Annotated in this window: 13 protein-coding genes and 1 riboswitch; of the genes, 3 read left to right on the forward strand and 10 right to left on the reverse strand. The window is 65.6% G+C overall.

The genetic code is table 11. The annotated features are described in order from the left end of the window. Nucleotides 1-31: 31 nt before the first annotated feature. The 10 genes from GBJ34_RS05765 to fliF all read right to left on the reverse strand — a co-directional run bounded on the left by GBJ34_RS05765 (nt 32) and on the right by fliF (nt 9,718). Entirely contained in the window at nt 32-691 is a 660-nt protein-coding gene (locus tag GBJ34_RS05765; RefSeq protein ID WP_151718312.1) for an adenosylcobinamide amidohydrolase, read from the reverse strand. Next, nucleotides 688-1,437, reverse strand: coding sequence for an ABC transporter ATP-binding protein (locus tag GBJ34_RS05770; RefSeq protein ID WP_151718313.1), 750 nt, complete (start codon nt 1,435-1,437; stop codon nt 688-690). The genes GBJ34_RS05765 and GBJ34_RS05770 overlap by 4 nt, the downstream gene beginning before the upstream one ends. After that, the gene (locus GBJ34_RS05775) at nt 1,434-2,417 is read right to left on the reverse strand and encodes a FecCD family ABC transporter permease (protein ID WP_151718314.1); all 984 of its coding nucleotides are present in this window, start codon (nt 2,415-2,417) and stop codon (nt 1,434-1,436) included. Before GBJ34_RS05775 ends, GBJ34_RS05770 begins: the two co-directional genes overlap by 4 nt. Next, a complete protein-coding gene (locus GBJ34_RS05780; protein ID WP_151718315.1) occupies nt 2,414-3,229 on the reverse strand; it encodes an ABC transporter substrate-binding protein in 816 nt (271 codons plus the stop codon). Before GBJ34_RS05780 ends, GBJ34_RS05775 begins: the two co-directional genes overlap by 4 nt. A 17-nt stretch (nt 3,230-3,246) precedes the next feature. Then, nucleotides 3,247-5,145 carry a TonB-dependent receptor plug domain-containing protein gene (locus GBJ34_RS05785; protein ID WP_151718316.1) on the reverse strand — a complete coding sequence of 633 codons (1,899 nt, stop codon included), beginning with the start codon at nt 5,143-5,145 and terminating at the stop codon, nt 3,247-3,249. 114 nt (nt 5,146-5,259) lie between these two features. Continuing rightward, nucleotides 5,260-5,454: riboswitch (cobalamin riboswitch) on the reverse strand. Nucleotides 5,455-5,472: 18 nt separating this feature from the next. Next, nucleotides 5,473-6,489, reverse strand: coding sequence for a P1 family peptidase (locus GBJ34_RS05790; protein WP_151718370.1), 1,017 nt, complete (start codon nt 6,487-6,489; stop codon nt 5,473-5,475). Nucleotides 6,490-6,552: 63 nt separating this feature from the next. Next, a complete protein-coding gene (fliP, locus tag GBJ34_RS05795) occupies nt 6,553-7,278 on the reverse strand; it encodes a flagellar type III secretion system pore protein FliP (RefSeq protein WP_226341054.1) in 726 nt (241 codons plus the stop codon). After that, nucleotides 7,275-7,544: a FliM/FliN family flagellar motor switch protein gene (locus GBJ34_RS05800; protein ID WP_151718317.1), complete on the reverse strand. Its 270-nt coding sequence runs from the start codon at nt 7,542-7,544 to the stop codon at nt 7,275-7,277. The genes fliP and GBJ34_RS05800 overlap by 4 nt, the downstream gene beginning before the upstream one ends. Nucleotides 7,545-7,547: 3 nt before the next feature. Further along, on the reverse strand, nt 7,548-8,129 hold the full coding sequence (locus tag GBJ34_RS05805) for a FliH/SctL family protein (protein ID WP_151718318.1): 582 nt from the start codon (nt 8,127-8,129) through the stop codon (nt 7,548-7,550). Further along, complete coding sequence (fliF, locus tag GBJ34_RS05810; protein WP_151718319.1) at nt 8,129-9,718, reverse strand: flagellar basal-body MS-ring/collar protein FliF; 1,590 nt, start codon at nt 9,716-9,718, stop codon at nt 8,129-8,131. The genes GBJ34_RS05805 and fliF overlap by 1 nt, the downstream gene beginning before the upstream one ends. Nucleotides 9,719-9,838: 120 nt before the next feature. On the opposite strand from fliF, the gene GBJ34_RS05815 reads away from it, so the two are divergent. Genes GBJ34_RS05815 through GBJ34_RS05825 form a run of 3 tightly spaced genes read left to right on the forward strand, consistent with a single transcriptional unit; the run spans nt 9,839 to nt 11,280 of the window. Then, on the forward strand, nt 9,839-10,321 hold the full coding sequence (locus GBJ34_RS05815) for a flagellar basal body-associated FliL family protein (protein ID WP_151718320.1): 483 nt from the start codon (nt 9,839-9,841) through the stop codon (nt 10,319-10,321). Nucleotides 10,322-10,330: 9 nt separating this feature from the next. Next, nucleotides 10,331-10,717: a hypothetical protein gene (locus tag GBJ34_RS05820; RefSeq protein WP_151718321.1), complete on the forward strand. Its 387-nt coding sequence runs from the start codon at nt 10,331-10,333 to the stop codon at nt 10,715-10,717. Beyond that, nucleotides 10,714-11,280: a MotE family protein gene (locus GBJ34_RS05825; RefSeq protein WP_151718322.1), complete on the forward strand. Its 567-nt coding sequence runs from the start codon at nt 10,714-10,716 to the stop codon at nt 11,278-11,280. Before GBJ34_RS05820 ends, GBJ34_RS05825 begins: the two co-directional genes overlap by 4 nt. Nucleotides 11,281-11,322 lie beyond the last annotated feature (42 nt).

The following is an 11,322-nucleotide window of genomic DNA, read 5'->3' on the forward strand; positions in this document are numbered from 1 at the left end:
CGGTCTCGGCGCACGCCGACACACGCATCCTTCAGCCGGGCGGCAGGCGGTGGCCATTTTCGGCCATCCAGCCTGCCGCGCCGCCAGTCACCGCCGCGAAGACCGCCTGTCCCACCGCCTCGCCAATGGCGGTGTGTTTGCCGGCATAGGCCCCCGACCCTGCATCCGCCGCAAGCGCGATGCAATCGGTGCCAGTGCCGGTGGCAAGCCCCTTGGGCGTGGCAAGCCCCACCGACAGCACGGCGGCCGTGCGCGCCTCGGCGGCCAGACTGAATGCCTCCAGCATCGCGGCATCCGTCAATGGAGCATCCACCAGCACCGCGATGTTGATGGTGCCCCAATCGACCAGCACCCGCCCCAATCGCGCGCCAATGCGCTCGGCATTGCCAAGGCCCACCGTCGCAAGGCAGGTGGCACGGATGCCCTCCACCTCGGTCAGATGCAGTTCGTATTTGGTGATGTTGCGCGAGGTCAGCATCCCCACCGCATCCAGATGCCCGGCCCGGGCCAGTTCGTCCGCATACCAGCTTTCAGCATCGAACCCCGGCGTCAGATCGGCATTGCGCACCTCGCGCCAAATGATCCGCGAGGCCGCCTGGAAGCCGGGCCGCCATGGCGCAAAGCTGAGAACCCGTCGGGGCTGGCCCAGATCGGCGATCAGCCAGGGGCGATCCTCGGTAACCGCAATCACGGCGCCGCATCCGGCAGGCTGCGCAGAGGCTGGAACAGCGGGCCATCGGGCGTGTCGAGATAGGCCCCTTCAACACCGAACACCTCTGCCATGATGCCGGGCCGCAGCACTTCGGCAGGCGGGCCATCGGCCACCACACGCCCGCCAGCCAGCGCCACCAGCCGCGTGCAATGCCGCGCGGCAAGGCCAAGATCGTGCAGCGATGCGACCACGCTGCGCCCCTCGGCCGCCAGCGCGCGGAAGGTCTGCATCGTGTTGATCTGCTGCGCCGGATCAAGCCCGGCCACCGGCTCATCCGCCAACAGCAGGGGGGTGTCCTGCGCCAAGGCCCGGGCGATCAGCACCCGCGCCTGTTCACCGCCCGACAATGCGGTGGCCGTGCGGTCCCGCAGGGCTTGCAGGCCCATCCGGGTCAGAGCGGCCTCCACCGCCACCGGATCGCGGTCGCGATGCGCCAGTCGCCCCAAAGCCACCACATCTGCCACCGGCAAGGCCCAGGCAATCTCGCGCGCCTGAGGCAGCCAGGCCACCTGACGGGCGCGGGCATCCGATGACAGTGCGGCGAGGCTGCTATGCCCCCTGAACGGGATCAGGCCAAGGGCTGCGCGCAGCAGCGTGGTCTTGCCCGCGCCATTGCGGCCCAGAAGGCCGACAAACTCGCCGGGCGCGACCGCAAGGCTGATGCCATCCAGCACCAGCCGCGCGCCGCGCGGGACGGTCAGATCGGTCAGGCGCAGCCCGTTCATTCCGTCCTCCGCAGACGCCAGATCAGATGCAGGAAGACCGGCGCGCCAACCATGGCCATCAGCACACCCAGCTTCAGATCACGATCCGGCAGCACCAGCCGCACCGACAGATCGGCCGCCAGCACCAGCGCCGCCCCCCCCAGTGCCGCCGCAGGCAGCAGCCGCGAGGGCCGCGCGCCGACAAGCGGGCGCAGCACATGCGGCACGACCAGCCCGACAAAGCCCACAGCCCCCGCGACCGCCGTTGCAGCCCCCACGACGCAAGCGACACCGATGACCAGCCGCAACCGCAGCACCCGCAGATTGATCCCCATGCTGGCCGCAGCATCTTCGCCCAGGCTCAACCCATCCAGACCCCGACCCAGCGAAGCCAGCAGAACCCAGCCCAAGGCCATCACCGGCAGCGCGGTCAACACATGCGCGAAACTGCGATCGGCAAGCGAGCCCATCATCCAGAACACGATCTCATTGGCGGCAAAGGGATTGGGCGACAGGTTCAGCACCAGCGAGGTCAGCGCCCCCGCCAGGGCCGAAATGGCAACCCCGGCCAGGATCAGCGCCAGCGCCGATCCACCCGGCCCGGCCAGCATCAGGATCAGAAGAACCGCAAGTCCCGCGGCCGCCAAAGCCGATAGGGGCAGCGCCAGCGCGAATGTTGCGGCAAAGCCGGTTTGCAGCGCGATCACCGCACCCAGGGCAGCAGAGGCCGACACGCCGATCAGGCCCGGTTCGGCCAGCGGGTTGCGCAGATAGCCCTGCATCGCGGCCCCCGACAGACCAAGGCTTGCCCCCACCATCACCGCCAGAATGGCGCGCGGCAGCCGGATCTCGCGCATGACCATGGTCAGCGCGCCCTCATCGCGCAGCAGCGCGGTCAATGCCTGCCCCGGCGCGATGCCCGCAGGTCCCACCAGCAGCGACAGCACAAACAGCGCGGCACAAAGCAGGGCCAAAAGCGTGACCAGCGCGGGAAATCTCATTCCAGATCCTGTCTTTCGGCGGCCAGACGCGCCACCACATCCAGAACATGCGGCAATCCGCAAAGCCAGTCCCGATCCGCGATCTGCACCCGCTGCGCCCTCAGCGCCGACAGGGCGGGATGATGCAGGATCTCTTCGGCGCGCGAGGCACCGGGATAGGTGTCGCCGCCGATCAGCAGATCGGGGTCCGACAACAACAGCAGTTCCAGCGGCAGCACGCCACCGCCTTGCATCCCGCGCTCCTGCGCCAGATTGCGCAGACCGGCGGCCAGGATCACCTCGCCCGACAGGCTGCCCGCGCCGGTCGTATAGCCATTGGCGGAATAGCTCGCGGCGAGCGGCCCGCCCGCCCTGGTCACGAACGCCTTGCGGCGCGCGGCGAAATCATCAGCCATCGCATCGGCCCGCGACCCCTGCCCCAACAGCGCACCCATATGACGGATGCCCGCCTCCACCGCATCCAGCCCATAGGCCGGCTCAAACCGTTCCACCCTTATGCCGAGCCGTTCCAGCATCGAAAGCGTCGCCGGGTCGGAATAGCTGCCCGCCAGAACCAGATCGGGCTGCAACAGGTAGATCTCCTCTGCCCCGGCGTGATTGGCGGGATAGCGCCCGGCCTCTGCCACCATGGCAGAGGCACGCGGATCGCGCGCGAGGTCCGACACCGAGACCAGCTGCCCCGGTGCCGCCAGCAACATTGCCAGTTGATCGGTGCAGAGGTTGATCGACACCACCCGTTCAGGCGCAGACTGCGCTCCCGCGACATTCGCGGCCACCGACATCAGGCACAGCCCGGCCAGCAGCCCCACCATCAGGGGGCGCAGCCCTGTTACCACTTGGCTTCCAGCCCCAGCCAGGCCGTGCGCCCCTCGGTCGCATAGCCCCAGACCTCACGATAGTCCTTGTCGAACAGGTTGTTCACCCGCCCGGTCAAACGCAGCGTGTCGGTCACGTCATAAGAAGCGGAAACATTGGCCAGCCAGTAATCCGGCAGTTTCGCCGTGGCATAGGCCCCATAATACTGGGTGTCCCAGTTGCCCGCGACATAGCGCAGATCAAGGCCAAGATTGCCGCGCCCACCAAAGGTCTGCAGCCCGGCGGTCAGGCCCAGCTCATGCCGCGGGCGGCGCAATTCGCGGCTGGCATCGGGGTTGCGCGCATCCAGATAGGTATAGCTGAGGCCAAGGGCCAGTGTCTCGGTCGCCTCAAAGCGCCCCGACAGTTCCACCCCTTCGCGGGTCGAGCGCCCGGTCTGGTTGAAGTAATTGCTGCCATCCGGCCCCGGCACGCCGGTCCAGGTGATTTCGTCCTGCAGGCGCTCATTGAAATAGGTCAGGTCCGCCACGGCCCGCCCGTCCAGAAAGCTGGCCTCGATGCCCAGATCATAGCCCCGGTTCACTTCCGGGTTCAGGCCAAGATTGCCCACCTGCCCGAAGCCGCCGTAAAGCTCTGCATAAGCCGGGTTGACCACACCCTTGCCGGCCGAGACATGCAGGCGCAGGCTCTCGTTCAGGTCATAGCTCAGGGCCGCCGTCCAGGTATTGGCCGAAGGGAAGACCGAATTGTCATCATGGCGCAGCCCGCCCTGCACGCTCAGCGCATCAAAGCGGCCGCGATATTCCGCCGCGTAAGAGGTGCTTTCGCGGTCCAGACCGGGTTGCAACGTGTTGGTGTCGCGCTGGCGGTCGATCATCAGGCTGATGACGTGATCCGCCCCGTCCACCGCCCCGTCCAGGCCAAAGCTCGCACGGTATTTGAGCGCCTCGGAATGACCGATGGAATTGCTGTTCATCGGGTTGTTGAAACGCTGATCCAGCTTGCTTTGCTGCCAGGACAGGCGATGGGTCAAACGGCCTTCCAGCATGGCATATTCGGCAAAGACCAGACCGGAGGTTTCCTTGCGGTCGCTGGTATCGTTGGAATCCACCAGATAACCTGCCTCATCGGCCGGATCGATCCACATGTTCAGGACCGGATCCCAATAGCCCCCCGTGGCGTCAAAGCCGTAGGTCTCATCCGAGCGGCGGACCGCAAAGCCCACGGTCAGATCCTCGCTCAGCGCATAATCGCCCGAGAAGGTCAGGGTGCGACGGTCGATCCCGTCCTTGTCGCCGCCCGCATCATCCGACACATCAAAGCCGCGATCATCGCGTGCCGCCAGCCCGAGAAACAGCCCGCCCTGCGCGCCGCGCTGCGACACGAAGGCCGAGGCCCCCCAGCCATTGCCCGCCTCAACCGCGCCACCGTAATGCAGCCCCTCTTCGCCCTTGCGGGTGATGATATTGACCACCCCCGCAGAGGCATTGGAGCCGAAATACACCGATTGCGGCCCGCGCAGCACCTCGATGCGCTCGATATTGGCGGTCTCCAGACCCGACAGCGTATATTCGTCACCGCCTGCCGCCAGCTTCACGCCATCGACCAGCACCAGAACATGGCTGGTCTCGCTGCCGCGCATCCGCAGCGCGGTCAGGCTTTTGCCGCTGCTCGATAGCGACAGGCCCGGCACCGCGCGCAAGGCGTCCTGCACGGTGGCAAAGCCGCGCGCCGCGATCTCGGCGGCATCGATCACCGTATGGGCGCGTCCATAGCCCGCCTCGGCGACCGGGGTCAGACCGCCGGACAGGATCACTTCCTGCAAGGTGGTCACGTCATCTTGCGCAAATGCCGCGCCGGGCAGGACGAGCGCGGCGGACAGCAAAAGCGAAATTCTGGTTTGGGACGGCATAGGGTTCCCTCCTCGGGGCATGGCCTGAATGCAATGTCCGGGAGTTGCCTCCGCAGACTGTGACGCGTGATCACCGCTGCGGTTTTGCCGCTTCCATGGCGCGCCCCGCGCCCGGGAAAGGGTGCTATCCAGGCAGGTCTCCTGGCTCGCGGATCATCGTTCGGCCAACCTTCCCGGGCCTCGCGGCCCAGTGGCATCCTGGCGTCACTCACCGCTCACAGTTGCGGGGGCAGCTGCGGATCAGGCCAAGGCCCTGCCGCATTCCCTATTCACCGGCTTTTGGCCGGAACCTGAACAGGGGCTTGATCCCGCCGGATCACGCGAATGTCAAGAATTCTTCGCAGTTGCAGCATATGCGCCAAAGCGACTGTGCCAACTGGGTTGCAGATCGCCCGGCAAGGGTTTGGCAGAAAAAATCGCACGCGCGATGGCCCGCGCCAAGACCTGCGCCGCAACATGGCCGATCTGAAACAGATCGCGCAGAGGATCCTGCATGGCCTGCCGGCCGGTTGCAGCAGCAAAGACCAGATCCCCATCAAGCAGGGTATGCGACGGCAGGATCGCGCGCGCCATGCCATCCTGCGCGGCCACCGCCATCCGCCGCGCCTCGGCCTGGGTCAGCCGCGCATCGGTCGCGACAATGGCGATCGTCGTGGCCTCGCCCTGCCGTTTCATCGGCAAGGGTTCAGTCAGAGGATCATGGTGACCGGCGAAGCCCAGCCCGCCAAATTCTGCCCCGATTTCGAAAGGAGCCGCCCAGAAATGCGGCCCATCGCCGATGGTGACAGAGCCCAGCGCATTCACCGCAACCAACGCACCCACGGTGATCCCGCTGTCCAGCACCGCCGATGCCGAACCCAGCCCGCCTTTCAACGTGGCAGTCGCCGCGCCATAGCCCGCCCCGGCCGTGCCGATATCGAAATCCAGGCAGGCTGCATCCAGTGCCGCGCGGCCCAGATCGGCATAGGGGTTGCGCGTCCAATCCTTGTCGCCGCCATTGAGCAGATCAAACAGGATCGCCCCCGGCACGATCGGCACCCGTTGCGCGCCCACAGCAAAGCCGCGTCCCTGCCCGCGCAGACCATCCGCCACGCACGAGGCCGCATCCAGCCCGAAGGCAGACCCACCCGACAGCGTCAGCGCATCGACCTGCTGCACCAGCCGTTCCGGTGCCAGAAGATCGGTCTCGCGCGTGCCGGGTGCCCCGCCCATCACATGCACCGCCGCAACGAAGGGTGCGTCCCCCAGGAGAACCGTGCAGCCCGACCGCAGCCGCGCATCATGGGCATTGCCAACCCGCAGCCCCGCCACATCGGTGATCAGATTGCGTGGCCCGACCTGCATTTGCGCCTCCATCCGCCCCTCACCATGCAGAATGACCCGGATCGGGATCGGCCCGCAAGCGCCTCAGGTCAGGTAGCCACGCACCAGCGCCGCTGACAGAATGCCCCAGCCATCCGCCACAACAAAGAAAGCCAGCTTGAACGGCAAGGAGACCACCGCGGGTGGAACCATCATCATGCCCATCGACATCAGCACCGCTGCCACCACCAGATCGATGATGAGGAAGGGCAGGAAGATCATGAACCCGATTTCAAAGGCGCGCTGGATCTCTGACAGCAGAAACGAGGGCATCAAGAGCGAGAGCGCGGCCTCCGTCGGCAGGGTGGGCTCCTGCGGACGCAGCGCCTGCAATTCGGCAAAGGTTTCAGGATCGACCCGCGCCGCCATGAAGACCCGGAACGGCTCCAAGGTGACGGGAACTGCCTCGACAAGCGTTATCTCGCCTCGGCTGAACGGGCCCGCGCCCGCATTCCAGGCCTCTGTCACGACCGGGTCCATCACGAACCAGCTGAGAAACATGGCCAGGCTCACGATCACCATATTGGGCGGAGCCGTTTGCAGGCCCAATGCCTGGCGCAAAATCGACAACACGGTCACGATGAAGGGAAAGCAGGTCACCATGATCGCGATTCCGGGCACGATGCTGATAATGGTGATCAGCGCGATCAGCTGCACAGAGCGCGTCGAGAGATCGGGCACGGACGCAGTCAGCATCCCGTCCAACGCATCCTGCGCAAGACCAGGTCCCGGCAGCAGCAAGAGCACGATCAGGACAAGGCCCCGGTTCAAAGCGCCCCCCGTGTCGGCGCAACTTCGATCAGCCGCACCGCCAGTTGCCCGGCCTGTTCGCCCTCCATCTCCTGCAACTCGCCCCGTGCGATCAACCTGTCCCCGACATAAAGTTCCACCGGGTCATCGACACGCCGATCCAACGGCAGCACCGCATCCTTTTGCAGCCGCAAGAGATCGCGCACCTGCGGTCGCGCCTTGCCGACCGAAATGACAATCTCGATCGGCACATGGCCGAAAGGGTTGTTGTCCATCGCCTCGTCCATGTTTCACTCCTGCTCTGAAAGACCAAAAAAGCCGCGTGTGGCCTGCGCGATCGCGCGCACCGCCTGTTGCAGATCAACTTCCACCTCTTGCGGGCCACGCCCAAGGCATACCTGCCCCTGTGCCAGCGACGGCTCTTCGCGCAGCGCCACCGGCAGGTTGCCGATACGGTCCAGCTGGGCCTGGATCCCCTCGCGATCCTGCGGATGCACCATCAGGATCAGTGGCGCATCCGCCAGGCCTTCGGCCAAGGGGCGCAGCTGATCGACCACCATCGGCACCAGCGCCTGCCGTGCCAGATCCGGCAAGATCCGCGCCACCATTTCCTCCATGAGCGGGGCCAGCGCCTGCAAGACATGCGCCCGCGCCTCGTGGAAGGTGAAGCTCAGCGTCTGGAGGCTATGCGCCAGGTCCACCCGGATCTTGCGTTGATCCGCACTCTGCGCCGTCGTCGCATCATCCCATCCGGCCCGATATCCCTGCTCATAGATCGCCAGATGTGCCTCTTGCACCGCCGGATCGACGGTGGCCGCGCTTTCAGGGGCCTCCTTCCCCTGCGAGAAGATCTCAAGTTTGAGCCCCGACATCACCCCCGCTCCTCGCCGGTCTCCAACCAGCCGCGCAAGATCTCCACGGATTCGGCCTGCCGCTGATCAATCAGACGCCGCAGGCGCTCCACCGGGTCGGCAGGCACTTCCTCCGCCTCGCCCGACAGGGCGGGAAAGGGGCCATCGTCGATTTCGCCATGGATCACCCGCATTCCATCACCGCTGTCCTCGGGGTGCTGACCGGGCAGGGCGAGAGGTTGGCCCCCGTCACGCAAACCAACCTGCGCGCGCGCGGTCAGCACCGGGCGCAGCACGAATAGGCCAAGCAGCAGCGTGACCAATGCCAGCAGACCCATCCGGATCAGCGCCATCCCGTCAAAGGGGCCCAATCCGCTGAGCGCCCCCGCCTCGGCCAGACTGCCCTGTTCCGGCACCGGTTCGAATGGCAGCGATTTCAGCGTCAAGACGTCGCCGCGCGTCTCATCGAGGCCAACGGCCGAGGCGACCAGTTCCCGCAGGGTGGCAAGTTCGGCCTCGGGACGCGGCTGCCAGGTGATCGTGCCATCCGGCGCAGGCGCGCCGATATCATTGACAAGAACCGCAATCGTCAGCCGCCGCACCCCGCCAGGATTGCGCAACAGCTCCCGCCGGGTCTCAGACACTTCGAAATTGGTGCGCTCCCGCGTTTCAGAGGTCTGGCTCTGGCTGTTGCCGCCCGCAGTTGCATCGCCTTCCGGCAGGTTGGAGGCCACCGTCACATCCTGGGCGCTTTCGCTGTTGGTGCCGCTTTTCTCCTGCGTTTCCGACGAGATTGCGACCCGACCCTCCGGATCAAAGCGCCGCTCGGTCACCTGCTCGCGATCCGTCACCAGATCAAGGCTCACCTCTACCACCGCATTGCCGGGGCCGACCCGCGCCACCAGCAACCGTTCAACATTGCGGCGCAACAGACTGACGCGGTCGGGATCGGTGCCGCTGGCATCCGGGCCACTTTCATTGGCTTGCACGAGACCCGACACACTGTCGATCACGGCGACATCTTCGACCAGCAAGCCCGGCACCGCTGCTGCCACAAGATGCCGAAAGGCGCGTGCCTGCGCAGCCGAGAGACTGCCCTGCGCGGTGGTCACCGTCACCGAGGCCGAGGGCCGCGCCTCGCGCCGAAACGGCTGCCCCAAGGCCTGTGCGATATGGACCCGCGCCGCACGAATACCCGGCGTGGCTAGAATTGTGCGGGCCAATTCGCCCTCGCGCGCGCACCAATAGGCGGCATCGAACATCTGCGATGTCGTGCCAAAGCCGGAGAGTCCATCCAGAATCTCATAGCCACCTGCGGCAACCGAAGGCAGCCCCTCACCCGCAAGCTGCATTCGCAAGGCGTCACGGCGCGCGGCCTCGACATGGATCGAATTGCCCCGCACCTCGAAGTTTACACCCTGCTGCTCAAGCGCGGCGATCACCTGCCCTGCAGCCGCAGGCTCAAGCCCGGCGTAAAGCAGCGCGTAATCGGTGCGCCCCGCCATGCGCGACAGGCCGAGAATCGCCCCGAACATCAGCAGCGTCGCCATGACGACCACGGCCTTTTTCTGAAAATTCCATTGGGACCAAAGCGATATCAGGTTTTGCAAGGCGCAGCTCCGCTCTCGGGGCTTCTGCCCCCGCTGATGAAGTCTTGTCTGGTGCGCCTTAAGAAACGGTTAGTGAGATCGGGGTTATAGCTGGGGTCAGATAGACAGCCGGAGCCCGCGATGCCCGAACCCGATGCCGCCCCGCCGCCGCCGAAGCGCAAATCGCGCCTGCCGATGATGCTTGGCCTCGCTCTGGGTCTTCTTCTTGGTGCCGGCGGCTTCTATGCCAGCTATGCGCGGCTGATTCTTCCGGGCGGGTCCCTGCCATGGGCGCACACAGCCGTGCCTTCAGGCGCAGGGCCGCCTGTCGCCTTCGTTGCGGTGGACCCGGTGATGATCTCGCTTGGCGCAGCCGGGCTGAACCAACATCTGCGCATGTCCGCGCAGCTCGAGGTGCCGCCGGCCTATGTTGCAGAGGTTACTCATCTCATTCCGCGCGTTCTGGATGTGACGAACACCTATCTGCGCGCGGTGGAGGTCACGCGGTTGCAGGATCCGGCGGCGCTGATCCGCATCCGGGGCCACCTGTTGCGACGTATCCAGCTGGTCACCGGTGAGGGCCGGGTGAACGACCTGCTCATCACCGAGTTCATCTTAAACTGAGAGGCCAGAATGGACCTGATCGCTGATATGCTGATGATCGCCGGTGCGCTTGGCTTGGCGCTATATTGCGCCGTCCTGTCCAGACGCCTGCGCAAGCTTTCAAGCCTCGAATCGGGAATGGGCGCGGCAGTTGCCGTGCTTTCGGCGCAGGTTGATGACCTGACCCGCACCCTGGAACGGGCGCGCGCCGCCTCCACCGCCTCTGCCTCGACATTGCAAGGGCTGACCGATAGGGCGGAGACGGTCGCCGCACGACTGGAGGTCATGCTGGCGTCGATGCAGGATATCCCACCGCTGGAGCCGCCGTCGCCGCCCGTCACCGAGCCACAGGACCTTCGCAAACCCCGCTTTTTGCGCCGTCGCAGCAACCGCACAGGTCAGGAGGTGATGCAATGATCTGTAGGCTCGGTGGTGGCATCCTAGTCAGCCTGCTTCTGCTTTTGCTTTCCAGCGCGGCGTTGCGCGTCGGAATTGGTGTCGGTCAGGCGATTGCTGCCGGGGCAGAGCCCGATATGCCATCGGACGATCGCTCGATGCCACTGTCCTGCCCTCCTCCGCCGGTCGCTCTTGCTGAGGCCCTGAGGGAACGTGAGAAGCGGGTCGAGATCCGCGAGGTCGCGCTGGCGGAACGCATCTCGGCCCTGGATCTGTCAGAGGCGGTGATCCAGCAACGCCTCGACGAATTGAACATGGCAGAGACACGATTGCGCGCAACACTTTCGCTCGCCGATGAGGCAGCAGAGAAGGATCTTGCGCAATTGACCGAAGTTTATCAGGCCATGAAGCCAAAAGAGGCCGCACGCCTTTTCGACGGGATGGACCCGCAATTTGCCGCCGGATTTCTGGGCCGGATGCGGCCGAAAGAGGCCGCGGCAATCCTCGCCGGAATGTCTGAGCCCAATGCCTATGCCGCAACTGCGCTGCTGGCCGGGCGCAATGCCAATGTTCCGCGCGAATAGAATGCCGGGTGGCAAGCCTTTCTTAAATTTCAGGCGCGAAGA

The sequence above is a fragment of the Gemmobacter serpentinus genome (assembly GCF_008973825.1).
Taxonomy (GTDB): Bacteria; Pseudomonadota; Alphaproteobacteria; order Rhodobacterales; family Rhodobacteraceae; genus Gemmobacter; species Gemmobacter serpentinus.

Coding starts and splice junctions, on each gene's coding strand:
- GBJ34_RS05785 (WP_151718316.1), bottom strand. CDS start 5,145: ATGCCGTCCCAAACCAGAATTTCGCTTTTGCTGTCCGCCGCGCTCGTC.
- GBJ34_RS05805 (WP_151718318.1), bottom strand. CDS start 8,129: ATGTCGGGGCTCAAACTTGAGATCTTCTCGCAGGGGAAGGAGGCCCCT.
- GBJ34_RS05790 (WP_151718370.1), bottom strand. CDS start 6,489: ATGCAGGTCGGGCCACGCAATCTGATCACCGATGTGGCGGGGCTGCGG.
- GBJ34_RS05815 (WP_151718320.1), top strand. CDS start 9,839: ATGCCCGAACCCGATGCCGCCCCGCCGCCGCCGAAGCGCAAATCGCGC.
- GBJ34_RS05800 (WP_151718317.1), bottom strand. CDS start 7,544: ATGGACGAGGCGATGGACAACAACCCTTTCGGCCATGTGCCGATCGAG.
- GBJ34_RS05770 (WP_151718313.1), bottom strand. CDS start 1,437: ATGAACGGGCTGCGCCTGACCGATCTGACCGTCCCGCGCGGCGCGCGG.
- GBJ34_RS05820 (WP_151718321.1), top strand. CDS start 10,331: ATGGACCTGATCGCTGATATGCTGATGATCGCCGGTGCGCTTGGCTTG.
- GBJ34_RS05775 (WP_151718314.1), bottom strand. CDS start 2,417: ATGAGATTTCCCGCGCTGGTCACGCTTTTGGCCCTGCTTTGTGCCGCG.
- GBJ34_RS05780 (WP_151718315.1), bottom strand. CDS start 3,229: ATGGTGGGGCTGCTGGCCGGGCTGTGCCTGATGTCGGTGGCCGCGAAT.
- GBJ34_RS05825 (WP_151718322.1), top strand. CDS start 10,714: ATGATCTGTAGGCTCGGTGGTGGCATCCTAGTCAGCCTGCTTCTGCTT.